The 18,973-nt window shown below is 41.4% G+C and carries 20 protein-coding genes; 6 read left to right on the top strand and 14 right to left on the bottom strand.

Features of this window, described 5'->3' with window-relative positions:
• Window positions 1-46: 46 nt before the first annotated feature.
• The 5 genes from fhuB to ACXJY6_RS01460 all read right to left on the bottom strand — a co-directional run bounded on the left by fhuB (window position 47) and on the right by ACXJY6_RS01460 (window position 7,006).
• Window positions 47-2,014 (bottom strand): Fe(3+)-hydroxamate ABC transporter permease FhuB, encoded by a 1,968-nt coding sequence (gene fhuB, locus ACXJY6_RS01480; RefSeq protein ID WP_458767020.1) that lies wholly within the window; start codon window positions 2,012-2,014, stop codon window positions 47-49.
• Window positions 2,011-2,943 (bottom strand): iron-siderophore ABC transporter substrate-binding protein, encoded by a 933-nt coding sequence (locus ACXJY6_RS01475; RefSeq protein ID WP_458767019.1) that lies wholly within the window; start codon window positions 2,941-2,943, stop codon window positions 2,011-2,013. The genes fhuB and ACXJY6_RS01475 overlap by 4 nt, the downstream gene beginning before the upstream one ends.
• Window positions 2,937-3,704, bottom strand: a complete 768-nt coding sequence (locus ACXJY6_RS01470) for an ABC transporter ATP-binding protein (RefSeq protein WP_458767018.1) — start codon at window positions 3,702-3,704, stop codon at window positions 2,937-2,939. Before ACXJY6_RS01470 ends, ACXJY6_RS01475 begins: the two co-directional genes overlap by 7 nt.
• Before the next feature lie 84 nt (window positions 3,705-3,788).
• Window positions 3,789-5,903, bottom strand: coding sequence for a TonB-dependent siderophore receptor (locus ACXJY6_RS01465; protein WP_458767017.1), 2,115 nt, complete (start codon window positions 5,901-5,903; stop codon window positions 3,789-3,791).
• A 191-nt stretch (window positions 5,904-6,094) separates the two neighbouring features.
• Window positions 6,095-7,006 carry a helix-turn-helix domain-containing protein gene (locus ACXJY6_RS01460; RefSeq protein WP_458767418.1) on the bottom strand — a complete coding sequence of 304 codons (912 nt, stop codon included), beginning with the start codon at window positions 7,004-7,006 and terminating at the stop codon, window positions 6,095-6,097.
• 315 nt (window positions 7,007-7,321) lie between these two features.
• On the opposite strand from ACXJY6_RS01460, the gene ACXJY6_RS01455 reads away from it, so the two are divergent.
• Entirely contained in the window at window positions 7,322-7,936 is a 615-nt protein-coding gene (locus ACXJY6_RS01455; protein WP_458767016.1) for an esterase/lipase family protein, read from the top strand.
• Between the two features lie 133 nt (window positions 7,937-8,069).
• Here ACXJY6_RS01455 and ACXJY6_RS01450 read toward each other — a convergent pair whose 3' ends face one another.
• From ACXJY6_RS01450 to ACXJY6_RS01435, 4 genes are all read right to left on the bottom strand, one after another.
• Window positions 8,070-8,507, bottom strand: a complete 438-nt coding sequence (locus ACXJY6_RS01450; RefSeq protein WP_458767015.1) for a hypothetical protein — start codon at window positions 8,505-8,507, stop codon at window positions 8,070-8,072.
• Between the two features lie 316 nt (window positions 8,508-8,823).
• The gene (locus ACXJY6_RS01445) at window positions 8,824-9,429 is read right to left on the bottom strand and encodes a pentapeptide repeat-containing protein (protein ID WP_458767014.1); all 606 of its coding nucleotides are present in this window, start codon (window positions 9,427-9,429) and stop codon (window positions 8,824-8,826) included.
• 60 nt (window positions 9,430-9,489) lie between these two features.
• The gene (locus tag ACXJY6_RS01440; RefSeq protein WP_456051340.1) at window positions 9,490-9,687 is read right to left on the bottom strand and encodes a DUF1289 domain-containing protein; all 198 of its coding nucleotides are present in this window, start codon (window positions 9,685-9,687) and stop codon (window positions 9,490-9,492) included.
• 33 nt (window positions 9,688-9,720) lie between these two features.
• Window positions 9,721-9,939: a VF530 family protein gene (locus tag ACXJY6_RS01435; protein WP_458767013.1), complete on the bottom strand. Its 219-nt coding sequence runs from the start codon at window positions 9,937-9,939 to the stop codon at window positions 9,721-9,723.
• A 114-nt stretch (window positions 9,940-10,053) separates the two neighbouring features.
• On the opposite strand from ACXJY6_RS01435, the gene ACXJY6_RS01430 reads away from it, so the two are divergent.
• The gene (locus ACXJY6_RS01430; protein WP_458767012.1) at window positions 10,054-10,764 is read left to right on the top strand and encodes a tRNA (adenine(22)-N(1))-methyltransferase; all 711 of its coding nucleotides are present in this window, start codon (window positions 10,054-10,056) and stop codon (window positions 10,762-10,764) included.
• On the opposite strand, the gene ACXJY6_RS01425 is transcribed toward ACXJY6_RS01430, so the two are convergent.
• Genes ACXJY6_RS01425 through ACXJY6_RS01415 form a run of 3 tightly spaced genes read right to left on the bottom strand, consistent with a single transcriptional unit; the run spans window position 10,761 to window position 13,113 of the window.
• Window positions 10,761-11,696 (bottom strand): 5-oxoprolinase subunit C family protein, encoded by a 936-nt coding sequence (locus tag ACXJY6_RS01425; protein WP_458767011.1) that lies wholly within the window; start codon window positions 11,694-11,696, stop codon window positions 10,761-10,763. The two genes, ACXJY6_RS01430 and ACXJY6_RS01425, sit on opposite strands and share 4 nt — an antisense overlap.
• Window positions 11,696-12,385 carry a 5-oxoprolinase subunit PxpB gene (gene pxpB / locus ACXJY6_RS01420; RefSeq protein ID WP_458767010.1) on the bottom strand — a complete coding sequence of 230 codons (690 nt, stop codon included), beginning with the start codon at window positions 12,383-12,385 and terminating at the stop codon, window positions 11,696-11,698. The genes ACXJY6_RS01425 and pxpB overlap by 1 nt, the downstream gene beginning before the upstream one ends.
• Window positions 12,385-13,113 carry a 5-oxoprolinase subunit PxpA gene (locus ACXJY6_RS01415; RefSeq protein ID WP_458767009.1) on the bottom strand — a complete coding sequence of 243 codons (729 nt, stop codon included), beginning with the start codon at window positions 13,111-13,113 and terminating at the stop codon, window positions 12,385-12,387. The genes pxpB and ACXJY6_RS01415 overlap by 1 nt, the downstream gene beginning before the upstream one ends.
• Window positions 13,114-13,363: 250 nt before the next feature.
• On the opposite strand from ACXJY6_RS01415, the gene ACXJY6_RS01410 reads away from it, so the two are divergent.
• From ACXJY6_RS01410 to ACXJY6_RS01395, 4 genes are read left to right on the top strand one after another with little or no spacing between them, the layout of a single operon-like run.
• Entirely contained in the window at window positions 13,364-14,338 is a 975-nt protein-coding gene (locus tag ACXJY6_RS01410; RefSeq protein ID WP_458767008.1) for a TRAP transporter substrate-binding protein, read from the top strand.
• A gap of 49 nt (window positions 14,339-14,387) precedes the next feature.
• Window positions 14,388-14,939: a TRAP transporter small permease gene (locus ACXJY6_RS01405; protein ID WP_458767006.1), complete on the top strand. Its 552-nt coding sequence runs from the start codon at window positions 14,388-14,390 to the stop codon at window positions 14,937-14,939.
• Window positions 14,936-16,237 carry a TRAP transporter large permease gene (locus tag ACXJY6_RS01400; protein ID WP_458767004.1) on the top strand — a complete coding sequence of 434 codons (1,302 nt, stop codon included), beginning with the start codon at window positions 14,936-14,938 and terminating at the stop codon, window positions 16,235-16,237. The genes ACXJY6_RS01405 and ACXJY6_RS01400 overlap by 4 nt, the downstream gene beginning before the upstream one ends.
• Before the next feature lie 14 nt (window positions 16,238-16,251).
• Entirely contained in the window at window positions 16,252-16,776 is a 525-nt protein-coding gene (locus tag ACXJY6_RS01395) for a winged helix DNA-binding protein (RefSeq protein ID WP_458767002.1), read from the top strand.
• A gap of 379 nt (window positions 16,777-17,155) precedes the next feature.
• Here ACXJY6_RS01395 and ACXJY6_RS01390 read toward each other — a convergent pair whose 3' ends face one another.
• Together ACXJY6_RS01390 and ACXJY6_RS01385 are read right to left on the bottom strand one after the other, a co-directional pair.
• A complete protein-coding gene (locus ACXJY6_RS01390; protein ID WP_458767001.1) occupies window positions 17,156-18,169 on the bottom strand; it encodes an acyltransferase family protein in 1,014 nt (337 codons plus the stop codon).
• Between the two features lie 311 nt (window positions 18,170-18,480).
• Window positions 18,481-18,954 carry a response regulator gene (locus ACXJY6_RS01385; protein WP_458766999.1) on the bottom strand — a complete coding sequence of 158 codons (474 nt, stop codon included), beginning with the start codon at window positions 18,952-18,954 and terminating at the stop codon, window positions 18,481-18,483.
• Between the last annotated feature and the right edge of the window lie 19 nt (window positions 18,955-18,973).

The following is an 18,973-nucleotide window of genomic DNA, read 5'->3' as shown; positions in this document are numbered from 1 at the left end:
GTTTGGCTATAATCCGAACGAGATACAGTAATAAGTGCTCGCAAGTTTACAAATTCCGGCTTCGAGTTAATAAGAAAATAAAGTACGTTCCCCCAATAACCGATACCACGGTTCCCGCCGCGATTTGAGCAGGAAATACGATCCACTGCCCGATTAAATCTGACGAACACAGTAAAACCGCACCAATCATTGGGGCTAAAACTAATTGCGTTTTCACATGCCTCGCTCCCAACAAGGTAGCAATATGTGGTGCAAGTAATCCGACAAAAGCAACCGGCCCCATGGTTGTGGTTACCGTCGCGCAGAACACTGCAACTATCGCCAGTAAACTAACATAGCTTATCGATACAGGTAAGCCCCGTGCCCGCGCGAATCGATGCCCTGTCGATAACAATGTTAACCATCGGCTGAGTTGCAAGCTGAGCCCAATGCCAGCCAGTACAACAACAAATGCTATCAGCGCTTCACTCGCACCAACTCGATAGGTTGAGCCCGAGAGCCAACCGAGTATGACGTATTTATCCGACCCTACTCGAGTTAATGAAAATTGGACTAATGCCTCTAATGTCGCGGTTAATGCAACACCGGTGAGTACAAGCATCGATGGTGAAAATTGATGTTTACGCCCCAAGAGTAACAACCCAACCAACGTGATAACACTACCGACAATGGCAACACCATAGCTGGTTTCATGAATCGAAACACCCGTCACCAAGCTCACTGATACCAACGCAAATACGGCTCCCGACGACACCCCAAGAATATCAGGGCTAGCTAATGGGTTATAAACCAAGCGCTGTAAAATGACACCCGCAACTGAAAGCCCTGCGCCAGAAGCCATTCCTGCAACCAATCGTGGCCACAAAATACTCCATTCAAAACTGTCTGGAATGCGAAATGAAGACACATCTCCCACCGGTACAAACAGCATCACCACAACAATAATAAACGCAATAGTGCAGACCGCGGCATAAACACCAGTCGATAAATAGAGCCGGCCTTTTGGCAACGTAAGAGACAATACATCTTGAGCTACGAATTTACTTCTTGCGATCACGATAAGCAGTGGTGCCCCAATAATTGCGGTCGCGGTTCCCGTTGGGATCAGATCCAACGACCACTGGCTAATATATACAGCCAAACTGTCAGTGATCAGCAAAACCGAAGCTCCACAAACCATCGATGCAATCAATTCGTGCCGCGAGCGCGTAAAACCAAATGATCTTGCTAGGTTTGGAGCAATAAGACCCACAAAACTGATCAAACCAACGGTTGTCACCGAAACCGCGACAAGCCAAACGCCGATAAGCGACAAAATAAAAAAGGCCATACTGGTGTTAAGACCACGACCTTCCGCTCCTTTCGATCCTAAGCTTAATATGGTTAATATTCTTGGTGCAAAGATAAGAATACCAAGACTTAACGTCAATTTAGGCAATAGCCATTTAACGGATAACCATCCATTTTGCGCGAGGTCTCCTGCCCCCCAGATAAAAAGGTTATCGGCGTATTGCTGATTGAGCAAAATGATCGCAGTGGCGAACGCGCCCAATAATAGATTAACCGCCATACCCGCAAGAATGACTGGTAACCCGGTTAAGTTGCGAACACCAACAATAGACACCACCAATGCCATCGAAAGCAGTGCTCCAAATAAGGCAAAGGACGGTTGCCACGACGACGATAACGTCGGAAACATAACAGATAAAACCACTAACCCTAGCCATGCGCCCGCTGATGTACCTAACGTAAGCGGCGACATTAAGCGGTTTTGAGTAAGCTGTTGAAATAGACTTCCAACCAAACCAAACATCCCGCCAACCGCTATCGCCATCACCAATCGTGGAAGGCTGGCATCCACAAATGTAGTCCATTCAAATGACTCATTAAGGGTTTGATGGGCAAATAATACCGTGTTGAAAAACGCGAGACTGGGGCCAAACTGATTTTGAATCGTTGTCAGGTGCAATATTACCGCGCTGCAAAATACACCAATGATAAAACCTAACTTCATTGAGTTTCAGCTACCTCATTTAACGTATTCGCTATCGCTCTGGCATTGTACAAAATGGACATCGCGCCACCATAGCTCCACACCGCAGGCACCGAGTTTACCAAATCAGATTTTACAAACGACATACTTTGCCAGATTGCAGATTGAGCGAGAAAATCTTGCTGATCGAAAGGTTCAAAATAAAGGGCAATATTCTCTCCGATCTTATTTAGCTGCGTAATGCGCATTTGAGTAACACCCCATTGAGAACTCGGGCGAGGTAAAGCACTTTCAAACCCCAACTTATTTAACGCGTATTGTGGCATTGAGTTATCCGCATACAGGTAAACCGACGTTGTGCTAGCAAATCGAAATAAGGACACCTTTGGCTTACCTTGAGGAAATGCGACGGACAATTGCTGATTCAACTGCGCCAACTCCGCTTCCATATTGGCTAATTTTGTTTCTGCTAGATCGGATTTCCCCAACACATGGGCTATACGTTTAAAATTGGTAATAGCGGTCGCGGCGTTGTCGTGAAGTTCACTGTACGTTTCGTAATACAAAACTGGTGCAATTTCGGAAAGTTTAGGCGCTAAATCTTTCTGTGGAGAAGCGACCAAAATCACATCAGGCTTTAATTCTCGTAACACAGAATAGTTGGGTTCACCTCGAGAACCGATATCCTGCGTTTCCGGTGGAACTGCTGGGTTTACAACCCATTCGGTGTACCCTTTAATATCCGGCATTGCAACAGGAGCTACGCCAAGTTCAATTACCTGCTCTGCAATATCCCAATTTAACGCAGCAACGCGAATCGGCACGTCTGGCAAGGTTTGTTCTCCCAAGCTGTCGACGACAAGGTGCTGCGCAAATGCGGCACTATTTATGGAAACAACGAGAAGCACAATCTGAAAAGCACTTCTCCAACAATTAAATGAAATTAACATACGACGGCGACCTTATGTTTATGGATTGGATGATCGACCAACTTGATTGGTTTTTGATATAAATCTGACAACGTATCTTCAGTCAGCACCTCTTCAGTACAACCTTCTATACTGACCTGACCACTTTTTAGAGCAATGACATGTTCGGCGTAACGCAAAATCAAATTAAGGTCGTGCAATATCACAATGACTCCTCGGTTTTGCTCTTGGTTTAATTGAGTCAGTAGATCCAAAATCTGATACTGGTGTTGGATATCTAATGCCGAAGTCGGTTCATCGAGGATTAAAATGGGAGAATGTTGAGCGATCAGCATCGCTATCCACGCACGCTGACGCTCTCCTCCGGATAGATTTTCAGCAGAGTCCTGCTCATATTGACTCACACCTGTGCTACGCATTGCTTCATCTACGATATTGTCGTCTTCTTGGTTAAATCGTCCAAACACACCCCGCCAAGGATAACGCCCAAGTTTGACTAACTCTCGAACAGTTAACCCTGACGCTTGGGGTAAATATTGAGGTAAGTACGCAATCTTTTGAGCGAGATGTTTCGCCCCAAGTGAGGTGATACAGGTGCTTTCAAGCTTGACCATCCCGCGATCGGGTTGTAATTGCCCCGCGAGTAAATCAACAAGTGTCGATTTCCCTGAGCCATTGTGGCCAAGAATCACCGTAAACTTATCCGTGGGTATTTCCAAGGCAGCAATATCGAGTATCGTTTTTTCGCCTTTTACAATACTGACACCTTCAAGCTGAAACATAACTTCTTCTCTTTTAACTAAAAACGCTCAAAAACAGCGTTCAAACTGTTTTTGAGCATTGTGACGATAGACTAATGATCGTGATTAGAATTTAAAATCTACATTAAATTCGAATGAACGTTCTACGCCATATGCGCAGTATGTTTTGTCGAAACAAGCATACGATTCTTCGTCAAATACATTGTTCACGACGAGGTTTGCCGATGTATTTTCCAATGAAGGACTGATTTCACCCAAATCGTAACCTACAGACATATCGGTAATGACATACGATGGCACCATTCCTTCAGTGTTTTCGGCATTCATTTGCATTTCACCCACATAGCGAACTCCACCACCAATGCGAGTACCACTTAACGCTCCATCAAGTGCTTGATAATTGACCCATAGATTTGCAGTATGCTCTGCAATGTAAATTGGCGTTGTTCCTTCTAGACCATTTTGCGTGTCTTCAGTGACTTCCATATCGACATAGGTATAACTTGCGCTCACATCAACGGATTCATTAACAAACCAACGACCTTCTAGCTCCAAACCTTGAGATGTTAATTCCCCAACCTGTAAAGCTGCAGCCCACGGGTCGTCAGGGTTGGCCATTAATGCATCGCTTTTAACAATATGGAAGACCGATGCCGTCGCTTCGTAAGACATATCGTTCGACAAATATTTCACACCAGCCTCAACCTGTTGAGCAAGCTCTGGATCGTAAGGGTCACCATCGCCATCTAATCCTGCTGCCGGTTCAAAGCTAGTTGCATAACTCAAGAATGGAGAGACACCATTGTCAAATTCATACAATCCACCTACACGATAAGAAAACTGGTTTTGGTCTGCTTCTTCATAATACCCGCTGTAATCACTTGTTGATTCATACCAATCATAACGACCACCCGCAATCAATACCCAACGGTTATAACGAATTTGATCTTGGAAGTAGATGCCAAGCTGTTCAACAGACACTTTATCCAGATACTCACCGCCTTTCTCTAATGAACTGGCATCGATCATATCGTTATCTGGATTGTAGATATTAAATCCAGTTACCGTGCCATAGGTAGTATAATTCGCATCACCCTTTAGATGTTGATAGTCAACACCAAACAACAGGTTATGCTCTACATCGCCAATGACGATTTGAGCCGTCAACTGGTTATCAATAGCAAATCCTGTAGAGGTTTCGTCTGTCGTATACGCGTAGCGGTCTAGATCACCGGTCGCCTCATTAAATTGCGATTCTTCGTGCCAGGTATTTTTCTGGAAAAGCTCGGCGTCGGTATAACGCGCATTTTGTAGAAACGACCAACCATTTTCAAAGTCATGGTTAATCTTATAACCGATCATCAGCACTTCGCGTTTAAAATCACTCCAATTGACATCACTTACTGATGTAGATGGAGATGTTGAGCCATAGTCACCGCTGATGATTGGCACTGAGGCGTTAACCCCCATTGCTGGGTCATTTTGGTAATAAAGGTTAAAGTTAACCAAAGTGCGGTCAGACACTTGCCAGTTAAGCGACGGCGCGATGACGTAGCGCTCTTCTGTTGCATTATCAACTTGGCTATCTTGTTTACGAGCCAATGCAACAAAACGGTAAGACAAGTCACTATTTGATACCTGCCCTGTCGTATCAACCGATGCTTCCACTAGATTACGTGACCCCGTCGCGATTCCGACATTAGTCGCGGAGTCGACTTGCGGTGACTTAGCAATAATATTCACCATTCCACCAGGAGGCATAGAACCATAGAGTACTGATGTTGGCCCTTTGAACACTTCAACTTGCTGCATTGCGATAGGGTCGATTTGAGGTTGTAAGTTCCACCCGTTTAAAAACTGCAGTAATAGCCCATCGTAGTGACTCTGCTCTACATCAAAACCTCGGATGTTAAAGGAATCAAACATCGTTACAGCAGCGCCGCGGTATTCCGTGGTCACACCCGGTGAATAACGCAATGCTTGATTTAATGACTTAACTGAGCGTTGTTCTATGAGTTCATTGTCAACAACCGTTATCCCTTGAGGTGTTTCTTCAGGTTGTAACGCTGTTTTTGTTGCGGTGTTTCGATATGTTTTTCCTAATATCGTGATGGTTTCTGAGTCTTCGCTTACCACCTCATCTGCCACTGCAGCGCCAGATAAAACCCCAAGTAATGCAATTGAAACGGCTGAGCGTTTAAATAAAATTGAACTGTCCATTGTGTAACACCAATAATGTAAATGATAACTAATCTCGTTTGTGGGGATTTTACAAAGATTACATTTTTAAAGTTAACAATTTGGTGCAAAGTTCAATTTAAATATAAATAATTCTCATTACCACAACCAACGGTCGAAATTTTACTAACGAAAATACTCAACTAACCCCCATATAACTGAAAAAAAAGTCATTAGCATGCTTGAATTGGGATCCAATATTCCAGAAGATGTTCTTGTGTACCTTGTTCAAAGTGAGCGGGATATTTCTCTATTTCGTAACCATCAATTGCGGTATACCCCGAGTTAGGTAACCAATGCAGCAATACCCATTCAATCGATGATGCCAGTTCATGAATAGGCCCTGAATGTTTGATCACTGCATAGGTTTGAGCGGGGATATCTAATCGATGTAACGAACTCATTAATTCAGGTGATGAGATACCCTCGAATGACTCTAACTCTATCCCTGCCCAATATTTAATTTGGGTTTGATCATTGGAAATCAAATCAAACACACCAATATGGTTTATAGGTTTACAATCGATCAATTGATTTAATTCAACCCAAATTTCCGGGACACGCAAATGGAAATTAGGGTTACTATCGAAAATACCATTAATTTCTCCGGAGATGCCCACCATAGAAAAGGCTTGAGCACTGTTAATTCGGACATCAACCAAGGCCGTTGCTGTTTTTGTATATTGCAGTGGACGTGTAGGGTAATGCAGGGGTTTACGTAATCCGGTCCTGATTCCTGCTTTTCTATAGGCGCGCGGGCTGACGTTAAACATCTGCTTGAATGCTCGGCTAAAACTTATCTCAGAATTAAACCCATGTTCAAACGCGATATCGATAATTTTATCGGACGTATCGAGAATTCGTTCTGCGGCATTGCTGAGACGAAGCTCACGTACATAGGTTGCAACACCTATCCCTGTTTGGCGCTGAAATACACGCTGTAATTGCCACCGAGACCAACAACTATGAACCGCAATTTGTTCTAAGGAAATCGCCTCCGAAATATTCGCGTGAATAAATGCCAACACCCGCTGTATGCGCTCATGTCCAGCATGAATTGATTGCGGTGCTTCCATTTCGTCCATCATTTAATTCCAATAACAAATTCGTGACTCATTTTATCAAATTATTAAATGAGAATTAATCTCTTTTAGCTCAATTCAATTTTATTGTTGGTCCACTATGCTCAAAACGATATGGCACTTCAGCGGTTGGGCTCTCGCCTCAGTACTAAACCCTTTGATTTAACGAAATAAAGAAGGGAAGCGTTGTACAAATTGTCCGTAAAGAATCTATTTTTTCTGTCAGTAGTCCTATTGAGGATTTTTAATTCACAGTGTAAATTCTAACGTTATTAAAATCTTCTTTTCTGATTCAAGTTTCAGTAGGTCAAATCTGTAATGTCAAAAGCGATTATCATTGTCCACGGCTTATTTATGTCACCAACTGCGATGCGAGTAATTGAATTACGTTTTCGGAAGCTCGGTTACGATACCTACAACTTTGGCTATTCATCTCGTCACTATTCTCATAAAGTTCTCGACCGCTTGCATGCGTTGTGCTGCTCTCTTAAACACGACAACGTATACTTCCTAGGCCATTCCCTAGGCGGTATTGTCATTAACCAATACCTTGGTGAATATCAAGCTCCAGCGAACTGCAAAAGTGTCGTAACACTTGGTACGCCTTATCACGGCAGTAAGATAGCACAATACTTCTCCACCACACCTTACCGTGATTTTCTTTTTGGGCATGACAAAACATCGCAAGTGTTATCAAACGGAGTCTCAGAATTTACCCGGCTTCCCATCGGCGTAATTATCGGAACGAAGAATATTGGGGTGGGTTTGGCATTTGGTATTGAGCGTGGTGATGGGACAGTTGATATCAAAGAGGCGACATTTGATGGAGCAACCGATCAGGTTCTAATTTCTCTAACCCATACTGCCTTAATTTATTCGAAGCAATCAGTAAAGCTCGCGCATTCATTTTTTATGAGCAATAAGTTTAAATAGCTTGAGCCATCCAAAGTCGACTGGATCAAATGAATACAGCTAGATTTCAGATACCAATGAATATGGGTAGAGGGATAGAATTATTAATGAAGATGTCTAGAGTGACACCTTTCATAATTGAATGCGCGACTAGTTAACTTCTTATAGGGTAAATCTTAAACTCTAGGATCGACCAGCCTCGTATCGATTTTATCAATTCCACTTCAACAACCGTTGTTGCCTCTTCAAATTCTACATACGCTTGATATTTGGCAGTGATGCTATGTTCTGATGTATCCCAAAATTTAAACCCCCTAGCTGCTTTTCCTGTCAAGCCAGTAAACTCTACAAAGTCTCCAAACTCCGTATAATCGTTCATCATGGTATCAAGTTCATTAATCGAATAGCGTTCTTTAATCTGGCTACTTGCAAAATGCAAGAAATTATTACTATCAAAGCGACGAGAAATTGCTGGGATCGCTCGTTCAGCATAAACTCGGCTTTCATCATCAAGTTTTGAACCTGTGAAATATCCTGTAAATAAGCCCAAAAAAACCGCTATTAGAGCGATGGCAAAAAGCCATTTCTTCATGGTGTAGGCGTCCTTAAAACAACGATTAAATATATAGAAATATGAGGATAATTGTAGACTGAATTTTTGGCTTATGCATAAACTAACACTCCAAAATCATAGAATTGGTAAGGTTTTATTCCATTTGTTTTATATCCGAGACATCAAAAATGTTTGATTTTATACTGACAAAGACCAAATAACCCCTAACAAATTGATGACATTACTCAATCATTCCTATTGAGTTTTTACATAATAATGACATAAAGTAATTTAACACCAGAAGAAACCCCTATTACCTGGCTATTTATAATTAAGATAAAAAAATGGCATGAGTTCAATCTACGAGTTTAACTCCTAAGCTCTCCAATAAATTCAGTGCTTCAAAACGACTAAATACCGCATTCTCCACTTGGTTATTTAGTACATTGATGTCGTAATAACATGACTCGCTCAAATCGACATTTTTCAGATTAGTGTTCATGAATAAGCTATTTGAAAAGTCACAACCTCTCCAATTTGAATCGACAAAGTTTCCTTCTCGAAAATCGGCGTCTATGACTTTACATTCAGCAAAAATCAATCGATTTAATGTCAAACCAAACATAGAAATACCGTTTAATATTGAACGGGAAAACTGCAGTTCAAAGTCAACATGAAACGTTGGCCAATCAACCTTAGTAAAATCAATACCAACCAACTTTGATTCACTGAATATAACATCGAATAAACGACTCGCGGGTAAATTCACTAAACTCAAATTACAGTTAACAAATTTGCATTCATTAAATGTACAATTGAGAAAAGTAGATTGAGAAAAATCACAGTCGACAAATTCACAAACTTCAAAAGTAACACCTTCAAATTCGAATTCTGAATAACAGAGCCTATTAAACCGCTGATCATAATATTCATCGTGAGAATTAATTTTAGTTTGCGACATATTTGCTCCAAATAAGCCTTTATACTAATAGATAAGATTTTTAAACGATTAAATGAGTCGCTAACGCATATTTGGTTTACGTGTCGAAGCGAGTACCAAAACTGATTGCTTTTCTTTGATCGTCATCGTGTGCCAAGAAATAATTTCCTCGTAACTGCGAAAACAACCAACACAAATATCATGTTGATCAAGACAACAATTCCGAATGCAAGGATTTTCAATCTGTGCAGCACCATTGGCGTTCGATTTATCTTTCATTATCACGATTCCAACGTAAGTTACCCAGTAAATCTAATGAAATGTTTCGATATATACTGCTTCGACTTTGTTTCTTGCCCATTCGGTCCGACGTAAAAACTTCAATGACGACTTAATTGATGGGTTTGAATTAAAACAATTAATCGGAATCATTTCACCAAGGCGTTTCCAACCAAAATGTTCGACCAATCTCGTTACAATCATCTCTAAGGTAACGCCATGAAGTGGGTTATTGGCTTGAGAGGTACTCATATCACTTCCTTATTCATATTTTTCGCGTGATGCTCAAGACGGCAAGACTATCACAGTTCAATACGCCTTCGCAGCACTAACAAAACCCGTTACACTAATGATCTAATCCTCGATATGACCCAGAATGTGAAACTCGGAACTCGCTTAACTCAACTTGCCTCCATGACAGACGGACAGTATGACCATATTTGGGATTGCTGCTGCGATCATGGTTACCTAGGCGCACATTTGCTCACTAAAAGCTCCACAAGTACGGTGCATTTTGTTGATATTGTTCCTGAATTAATGGCGCAACTTGAAGATAAACTTAACCGACACTTACCCGACTGTTCCCAGCGCTGGCAAGTTCATTGTGCCGATGTCGCCAAACTGCCCTTAGAATCCTTTTCAGGTCGACATCTTGTGATTATCGCTGGTATTGGAGGTGATCTAATGGTCACGATGCTAGAAGCTCTGCTAAAAAACACCCAATACGACAACATTGAGCTGTTGCTGTGCCCTGTCAACAACGCATTTCACGTTCGAAAAACGCTACGACATCACCACTTATCGCTCATCGACGAAACCGTTTTAGAAGAAAACGGCCGTTACTACGAAGTCATTAAAATAAAAAAGCAGATAGATACAGCAGGCTCAGACGTCGCGTTAGTTGGAAGTAGAATGTGGCAGGTTAATCGCCCCGAACAGTACGCAATAGTGCAACAATATTTAGATAAAATATTATTGCACTATCATCGCAGTGCCAAGAGTGACCCAATAATGGCGAGCAAGATCATCGCGGCTTACCAAAAGGTGAATATTGAATCAACGTGTCGTAGCAATTAAAGGTCGAAAAACGTCATAAATTGGCGGTAAGCATCAGATTCATTCTCAATTTCAGCTCGAAAAAAATTTAACCGCGTTCCTGGCTTGGCTTGAGCTAACTTCATCAAACTCATTTTTGAAACACAGCCAAGTTTAGGATAACCACCGAGCGTTTGACGGTCATTCAATAAGATAATCGGTTGGCCATTGGCTGGAAACTGAATAGCTCCTAACGCAATGCCTTCTGAGATAATGCCCGACACATCACACTGAACCACATTCCCCTCTAATCTCATCCCCATTCGATCCATCTTATCAGTCACCACATAGGGTTTCTCATAAAATGCATATCGAGCCTCAACAGAAAACTTGTCTGCTTGATAAGATTCAATAACCCCAATACTTAAACAATCAGAATACTTTGGAATAAAACGACGTGGTACCCAATTATCGATATCATCTCTTATAGCCTGTTCATTTGCCTTAACAGGTAGAATATCGTTCACCGCTAACGCTTTTCCAGCACGTTCAGCTAATCCACCTATCCCGTTCCTAACGACTGTTGACGCACTATCAAAGACCATCGGGACATCATATCCACCTCTCACAGCAAGGTACGCTCTCATACCTGTTTTAGCGTATCCCAGCTTAAGAGTTTGACCTTTACGGAGGGTAAATGAGCGCCAATTCCCTATCGGTTTTCCGTCAACGTTTGCACACAAATCGGCACCACAAATAGACAGCATCACGTCGGAAAGTGCGCTAAAAGCCGCTCCCCCCATCGTGATTTCCAAAGCAGGTGTATTGGCTGAGTTATCTAATAAATAATTCGCCCAACAAAATGCATGCATATCGACGGGACCACCAACGCTCAAACCTTGCCGTGCAACACCCATTCTTCCGAGATCTTGAACTAGCGACAACACACCGGGAGCAACGACCTTTAATCCCATTAGATTATCCCCCCAAGATCCAAAAACTGTTCACGACTAATTGCAGAAAACTGAATACGGTCACCGACATTAAATGGCATCATTGGATCACTGTTCACATCAAAGAGCGCCAGCGGGCAATTTCCAATAATGTTCCAGCCTCCAGGAGTTTCCAGTGGATAAACAGCGGTTTGCGAATCGGCAATACCAACGCTGCCTTTCGCAACCTTGAGTCTCGGCTCTTTATGACGAGGAGCAGAAATTCGTTCATCCACCGATCCTAGAAAAGCAAAACCCGGAGCAAAACCTATCGCATATACTGTGTATTCAGCCTGCCGATGAATATTAATGACATCCTCAACTGAAAGGCCTTTAGCAAACGCGAGCGCCTCAAGGTCTGGAGCGACTTCTGGGTGATAATAAACGGGTAGCTCTACCACATTTTTCAGACCGTTTTGGGACGTATCTCGATCTAAATTCACAAGTTCGGTTTCGCACCATTCGAGTAACTCTCTAACTGCCAACTTTAATGGATGAAACTCAATCAAAACTGACGTATATGAAGAAATAACATCAGTTACTTGCAGAGGAAATTGTGCATGAACCCGTTGTGTAAACAATGACAGTTTGTCTACTAATTCTGGAGAGATTTCATCACCGATATATGCAATAACACTCGTCTCCGATATTTGAGAAACCTGTATTTCCATCAACGAATCGCTTTTCGTAATTTTTCAATTGTCGCCACGGATTCTTTATTGTCTCCATGAACGCATATTGTGTCAGCTTGCAGTGCCAAAGTATGACCATCAATGGTTGTCACCGTACCTTGTTCTGTGAGTTGCTTAACCTGGTTAATAATAAGCTGAGGATCGTGATATACCGACCCAGCAATCTCACGTGATGATAAAAAGCCCTCAGTGGTATAGGCTCGGTCAGCAAACGCTTCAAATAGCAGTTTTACGCCATAAGACTCTGCAATTGCTTGGTAGGCTTGGTTATCTGCTTTTGCCAGAATCATCAATGGTACTGAAAAATTCGCTTCTGAAATGGATTCAACAATTGCGGTAAATACACGCTCGTTGGCCATCATGTCATTGTATAAAGCACCATGAGGCTTGATGTAATCCATACTCGCCCCATTTAGCTGACACATACCAAGCATTGCTCCGACTTGATAAGCGACTAAATTCTTGAGTTCGTCATGGGTATGCGGAATTGAACGGCGCCCAAATCCTTTCTTATCATCATACCCAGGATGTGCGCCGATCGAGACACCATGGCGCACTGCATTTTTAATTGTTCGTCCCATAACATCTGGGTCTGAGGCATGAAAACCACACGCTATATTTGCCATATCAACAAAAGGCATTACCGCGTCATCCATGCCAATTGTCCAACAACCGTAGCTTTCACCTAAGTCACAATTCAGTTTCATAACAAGCTTCCTTATTCAACTAACGTCATCCATGATAATACAATTCACTTTTAAATACATTTTGTATGCACTTTAAATCCTAATCACTTTTTAATTGTTGTCAAACTGTTTAAATGCCGTTAAGGTAAAGTTGAATTCGTTGATTATTCCAGCAACAAGCTAGTATTTATTGTGCGTTATGGAATATTCAGGTGATTTTTACTCCACATCCAATTTTCAGTGCCATGGAATTACTTTCGAGGAATAGGCTATGATCAAACCAATATTGAAAAAATCTCTCATCGCGATTGCACTTCTCACGAGCAGCACCAGTTACGCTGCAACTCGTTGGGACATGGCAACGCCTTATCCAGATGCGACTTATCACACCCAAAACATTGTCCAGTTTGCTAACGAAGTGAAACAAGCAACCGATGGTGAACTAGAGATTGTTGTACATACAGGCTCATCTTTAATCAAGCACCCAGAAATTGCTCGTGCAGTTAGGACTCAACAAGTCGCGATTGGCGAAGTTTTCATTGGTATCTTAGGGAATAGCGACCCAATTTTTAAACTTGATAACATTCCATTTTTAGCGACCAACTTTGAGCAAGCTAAAGATTTATATGCCGCATCCAAAGCCGCTCTTGAAGCAAGACTAGACGAAGATGGTTTAATGTTACTGTATTCCGTTCCTTGGCCACCTCAAGGCATTTACAGTAAAAAACCAGTCAACTCTGTCGACGATATCAAAGGCTCCAAAATGCGTGCTTACAGCCCAACGCTCTCTCGCCTGGCGGTTTTGCTTGATGCGACTCCAACAACTGTACAAAACGTTGAGATTCCGCAAGCCTTCTCCACTGGTATTGTCGATATGATGATCACTTCATCAAGTACTGGTGTAAATAGCCAATCTTGGGACTATTTATCCAACTATACCGATGTACAAGCGTGGATTCCGAAGAACATGGTTATTGTTAACAAACGCGCTTTCAAACGTTTACCGAGCGAAGTGCAGAGCGAATTACTGGCGACAGCTGAGCTTGCGGAAACTCGCGGTTGGGAAATGGCAGAAAAAGAAACGGTTGTTCAAACTGCAGCCCTTGCAGAGAACGGAATTGAAGTGGCAGCGCCAACGGAAGATCTGATGACATCGCTTAAGTCTGTAGGCGAAACAATGGCTAAAGAGTGGGCCGAGGAAGCTGGAGACAACGGAAAAGCCATTTTAGCTGACTATCAAAAATAGTCTCTCACCTAAAATTAAGTCATAAAATGCGAGAACAGGGAGTTCGAACATGCAACGGATACTTGATAAAACCTATGCCATGGCAGGCGCAGTGTCAGGCTTATGTATCGTACTAATTTGTATCACTATATTAGTTCGAGTCATAGGTAGATGGTTTGGCATAGTCATACCGTCGAGTGATGATTTTGCTGGATACCTTTTAGCCTCCTCCAGCTTCCTTGCTTTAGCCTATTCATTTCGCCAAGGTTCACACATCCGTGTAACGCTGTTTCTTCATCGTTTGGATGAAAAGCGCAATGTTGCTATCGAACGCTTTGTTCTCGTATTGGCTTCTATTTTAGTAAGTTACCTCTGTTATCAACTAAGTTATATGGTCTGGGAATCATGGGTTTTTGAAGAACTCACTCATGGCTATATTCCCATTCCACTTTGGTGGGTTCAACTTCCCGTCGCTATCGGAGCAATTGTTTTCTTCATTTCAATTGTCGATACAACGGTGAGACATATTTATAACGGCGACCGTATTCCAAAGTCTGACGAAGAACAGCTCGCAGAATCCCAACCTATCGAATTATCTTCTGAGAAAGGAGATTCTCTATGAGCGAAATAACCATTGGCATTATTTTAGTTGTCCTGCTTTTAACTCTCCTTGCAAGCGGGACGTGGGTTGCACTGTCTCTTATCTCTGTTGGTATCGTAGGTATGATGCTGTTGGGTAATGAGTCTTTTGGGCTTATATATTCAACATCTACATGGGGTGCCATTTCCGACTGGTCGCTAGCTGCACTCCCACTTTTTATATGGATGGGCGAAATTCTCTTTCGTACTCGATTATCGAAAGATCTTTTTGAGGGATTAACGCCTTGGCTAAGTCGAGTGCCAGGGGCTCTTTTACACGTAAACATACTTAGTTGTGGAATCTTTGCCGCGGTTTCAGGTTCATCCGCAGCCACCGCGGCCACTATCGGTAAAATGACACTTCCAGAGCTTAAACGAAAAGGTTATGACGACAAAATGGCGATTGGCACATTAGCGGGTTCTGGTACGCTAGGTCTGCTGATTCCGCCATCAATTATCCTCATTGTCTACGGCGTATCCGCTGAGGTATCCATCGCTCGTTTGTTCATAGCGGGTGCTATCCCGGGAATCATGTTGCTGTTATTGTTTGTTGGCTACACCATGCTTTGGTCGGTCAAACACAAATCAACCATCCCTCATGAAGAAGCTCGTTACACCTTTACCGATAAACTGGCTGGATTAATCAAACTGGTCCCTGTCAGTTGTCTAGTTCTCTTTGTACTTGGCTCTATTTATGGTGGTATCACTACCCCGACCGAAGCGGCATCATTTGGCGTCGTTGGTTCACTCATTCTCGCCATCACCAGTCGAACATTAAGTTGGGATACCTTTACTGAGAGCTTGATGGGTGCGGTAAGAACATCCTGTATGATTATTTTCATTCTTGCTGGCGCGGCCTTTCTAACGGTTGCAATGGGCTTTATTGGCCTCCCAAGAATGCTGGCTGAGCAGATAGGATTACTCGAACTGTCTCCATTCATGCTGCTATTTTATCTTACAATTCTGTTTGTCATACTTGGCTGCTTTCTCGATGGTATTTCTGTTGTCGTGTTAACCACATCAGTAGTACTACCAATGGTGACACAAGCTGGCATCGACCCATTATGGTTTGGTATTTATATCGTCCTCGTGGTGGAAATGTCTCAAATAACGCCCCCTGTCGGATTTAATTTATTTGTTATTCAAAGCTTAACGGGTAAAAATATACTCTACGTCGCGAAAGCAGCATTACCTTTCTTTTTCGTTCTGCTCTTCGCCGTAATATTAGTCACAGTATTCCCTCAAATTGTAACGTGGCTACCAATGAGTATGACTCAATAATAAAGGAATCAACAATGGGTAACTCCGACTCAAATACACCACATTTGCCGATAGTTTCCTCATCTCATTTAGCCAGTAATGAAGCGATGGCCTTGAGTGAATTTGAATACGCATTAACCATGATGCACAATGCTTTCCAGCGCTGGACCCAATCATGCAGTTCCACCGCTGGCATGCCGGAGCTTAGCCCTCTCGACATATTGGTCGTTCACAATATCTACCACCGTGACCGACCAAAACGTATTGCCGATGTCGCCTTTACACTTAACATCGATGACCTTCACACAGTCTCTTATGCAGTGAGAAAATTAGTAAAACTCAACTTGGTGAAAAGTATTCGACAAGGAAAAGACACGTTTTATCAGGTCACCGAATCGGGTGAACAGTTTTGTATTCAATATCGAGATGTCAGGGAGCAATGCCTCGTCGATGTTATTCAGCGTATCGGCATTAACGACCAATTGGGAGATGTCGCAACATTAATGCGAACCCTTTCGGGATTTTATGACCAAGGCTCTAGAGCGGTTCGTTCTTTGTAATTCACTTGCAAGATCAATGTATTGCTCGTGTCTACTACATAAAGCATTTCAAATAGGCTTGCTCTAAGGAGAGCCTCCAAAAAAGAAACTCACCTGCCAAAGTGAAATGGTGAGTTTAATTTTGTTCCTCATCATCTATTTTTTTAGCTTCTTTAGTCACTCTAAAAACCAGAAAACACAAGCCAGCAACGGATTGCCCAAATTGTTGAGTTCGACAATGGCTGCTTGAGTATTTACATAACCAATAGTTTTCATCATTAGAAGGCGCGAAAAGTAACAATGAGATATGAGAAGCTGAATATAACCAGTTTTGGTCTCACTCATAATTAAAAAAATAACGCCGAACCAATTTCGGGATCGGCATCGAACCACACTTATTCTAGGAGGTAGTTACAAACCTCCTTCCCATAGAAATAGATTTCATCTCAATAAAACGATAGGACAAATCCGACAATACAATAGTGAAGAACAATGAAACTAGTGTCGCTAGTACAAAACTAATTTCCATCTCTTTGAAATAATGAAAAACAATTGCAATACAAAGCATATGGAGTAAGTAAAATGAATAACTAATTTTACCTAAATATACAAAAATTTTATTTCTTATTTTAACTTTAGTTAGTAATAAAATACAGAAGAAAAAGCTGAAAAAATATGTCAAATACCATCTAACCCAAACATCTTGATAATACAGCTTGAAAGTAATAAATAAACAAACCATATAAAATATTGAAATAGCCACTAATGGTAACAAAAGTTCAGTTCTATTATTTATTAGGTAATAACGCAAAAATGAACCATAAAACATAACAGATAAAGCAATAGGTAAAATAATTGGAAGGTTAATACCGTATTGAAACCGAACAAACCCTCCAACTAGAGCTCCTAGAGAGAAAAGAACGATTAAGGCTAATATTGTTTTAATACTATGTAATTGTTTTATATAAAATAAAGCTGCACAAGCTCCATAAAATACAAGTTCAATAAAAAGTGTCCAATATGGACCCAACACATTTTCAACACCAAAAGCTTTTTGGATCATAGAAAAGTTAATGATTACCTGGGATACAGAATTTACAAAAATATCTTTCTCCAGAAACTCAGCGTGGTTGAACAGAAATAAAATTAACACTGAAAGAATAATTGACGCCCAATAAACTGGGTATAGACGGAAAAAACGTTTTATCAAAAATCTTTTTATCGGTTGATGAGTATCATCTTGTAAACTCAATGGAATAATAAAACCACTAATAATAAAAAATACAACAACTCCAATTCGACCTAAATCCACAAAGTCAATTCTGATTCCAACTGTTTCGCAACAGTGGTAGACAAAAACGAGTATCGCCGCTATTCCTCGAATAGAGTCTATATATTCCAACCGATTGTTCACACTACTTCCTTATCACACTTTAATATTTTTAAAATTACAGCAGACCAACACCTGCTTTTTGATAATCCTATCATGACTACAGTAACAACTGTAGTACTCAAGCAAGAATGCAAACATGAGTAAAAAAAAGCGGAGTAGTAAACCAACTGAACTAGATATTAACATTATAAAAATATTAAATATAATCAAATAGTTAAATACAAGCAATCTCTAACAAGATAAATTTAGAAGCACGCAGATAAAACTTGAACCTAGTATTGAGCTTGAAACAAGATACTTAAACCGAGATAAAAATTCTACACCCATAATCTTTACCGCAAACGCTCCAACACGACCGCTTGATCTAGCTCCATTTGATAATCGCTGTAATCCAGTCCTTTATCGAAAACAAATTCGGTGATTAGAGTCCGCACACGAGCCACTAGCTGCTCTGATGTCCATGGTTTTTCAAAGTAGCTATCTATACGAGCATGATTGATTGCGGTAATGGTATCGCTGTGAGTTGCTTGGCCAGTAAGTAAGATTTTTCTGGTTTGACGAAAGCGATCGTCTTGAGAAATTTCGGTTAACAGCTCGACACCAGTTTTAATTGGCATAATATGATCTGAAATAACCAGCGCAACAAAATCTCCTTCAGCATCCAGCTCTTCCATCAATTCCGACGCTTCATTTGCAGATTCACAATCCTCGATATAAACCCAACCACTTAGGCTATCAAGATCATTCAATACTGCATCCAATACTTCTCGCTCATCATCAATACAAATCAGATTTAGCTTTTCCATGTCATTCCCCTATTGGTAA

Source organism: Vibrio phycocola, assembly GCF_054404255.1.
Note: the sequence above shows the minus strand (reverse complement) of the source record. Positions and strands in the feature narration are given on the sequence as shown.

What these genes read in the sequence shown, in the direction of transcription:
- ACXJY6_RS01400 (WP_458767004.1), top strand. Translation starts at nt 14,936, where the DNA reads ATGAGCGAAATAACCATTGGCATTATTTTAGTTGTCCTGCTTTTAACT.
- ACXJY6_RS01435 (WP_458767013.1), bottom strand. Translation starts at nt 9,939, where the DNA reads ATGAGTACCTCTCAAGCCAATAACCCACTTCATGGCGTTACCTTAGAG.
- ACXJY6_RS01385 (WP_458766999.1), bottom strand. Translation starts at nt 18,954, where the DNA reads ATGGAAAAGCTAAATCTGATTTGTATTGATGATGAGCGAGAAGTATTG.
- ACXJY6_RS01430 (WP_458767012.1), top strand. Translation starts at nt 10,054, where the DNA reads ATGACCCAGAATGTGAAACTCGGAACTCGCTTAACTCAACTTGCCTCC.
- ACXJY6_RS01415 (WP_458767009.1), bottom strand. Translation starts at nt 13,113, where the DNA reads ATGAAACTGAATTGTGACTTAGGTGAAAGCTACGGTTGTTGGACAATT.
- ACXJY6_RS01445 (WP_458767014.1), bottom strand. Translation starts at nt 9,429, where the DNA reads ATGTCGCAAACTAAAATTAATTCTCACGATGAATATTATGATCAGCGG.
- ACXJY6_RS01465 (WP_458767017.1), bottom strand. Translation starts at nt 5,903, where the DNA reads ATGGACAGTTCAATTTTATTTAAACGCTCAGCCGTTTCAATTGCATTA.
- pxpB (WP_458767010.1), bottom strand. Translation starts at nt 12,385, where the DNA reads ATGGAAATACAGGTTTCTCAAATATCGGAGACGAGTGTTATTGCATAT.
- ACXJY6_RS01425 (WP_458767011.1), bottom strand. Translation starts at nt 11,696, where the DNA reads ATGGGATTAAAGGTCGTTGCTCCCGGTGTGTTGTCGCTAGTTCAAGAT.
- ACXJY6_RS01440 (WP_456051340.1), bottom strand. Translation starts at nt 9,687, where the DNA reads ATGAAAGATAAATCGAACGCCAATGGTGCTGCACAGATTGAAAATCCT.
- ACXJY6_RS01395 (WP_458767002.1), top strand. Translation starts at nt 16,252, where the DNA reads ATGGGTAACTCCGACTCAAATACACCACATTTGCCGATAGTTTCCTCA.
- ACXJY6_RS01455 (WP_458767016.1), top strand. Translation starts at nt 7,322, where the DNA reads ATGTCAAAAGCGATTATCATTGTCCACGGCTTATTTATGTCACCAACT.
- fhuB (WP_458767020.1), bottom strand. Translation starts at nt 2,014, where the DNA reads ATGAAGTTAGGTTTTATCATTGGTGTATTTTGCAGCGCGGTAATATTG.
- ACXJY6_RS01475 (WP_458767019.1), bottom strand. Translation starts at nt 2,943, where the DNA reads ATGTTAATTTCATTTAATTGTTGGAGAAGTGCTTTTCAGATTGTGCTT.
- ACXJY6_RS01405 (WP_458767006.1), top strand. Translation starts at nt 14,388, where the DNA reads ATGCAACGGATACTTGATAAAACCTATGCCATGGCAGGCGCAGTGTCA.
- ACXJY6_RS01410 (WP_458767008.1), top strand. Translation starts at nt 13,364, where the DNA reads ATGATCAAACCAATATTGAAAAAATCTCTCATCGCGATTGCACTTCTC.
- ACXJY6_RS01470 (WP_458767018.1), bottom strand. Translation starts at nt 3,704, where the DNA reads ATGTTTCAGCTTGAAGGTGTCAGTATTGTAAAAGGCGAAAAAACGATA.
- ACXJY6_RS01460 (WP_458767418.1), bottom strand. Translation starts at nt 7,006, where the DNA reads ATGGACGAAATGGAAGCACCGCAATCAATTCATGCTGGACATGAGCGC.
- ACXJY6_RS01450 (WP_458767015.1), bottom strand. Translation starts at nt 8,507, where the DNA reads ATGAAGAAATGGCTTTTTGCCATCGCTCTAATAGCGGTTTTTTTGGGC.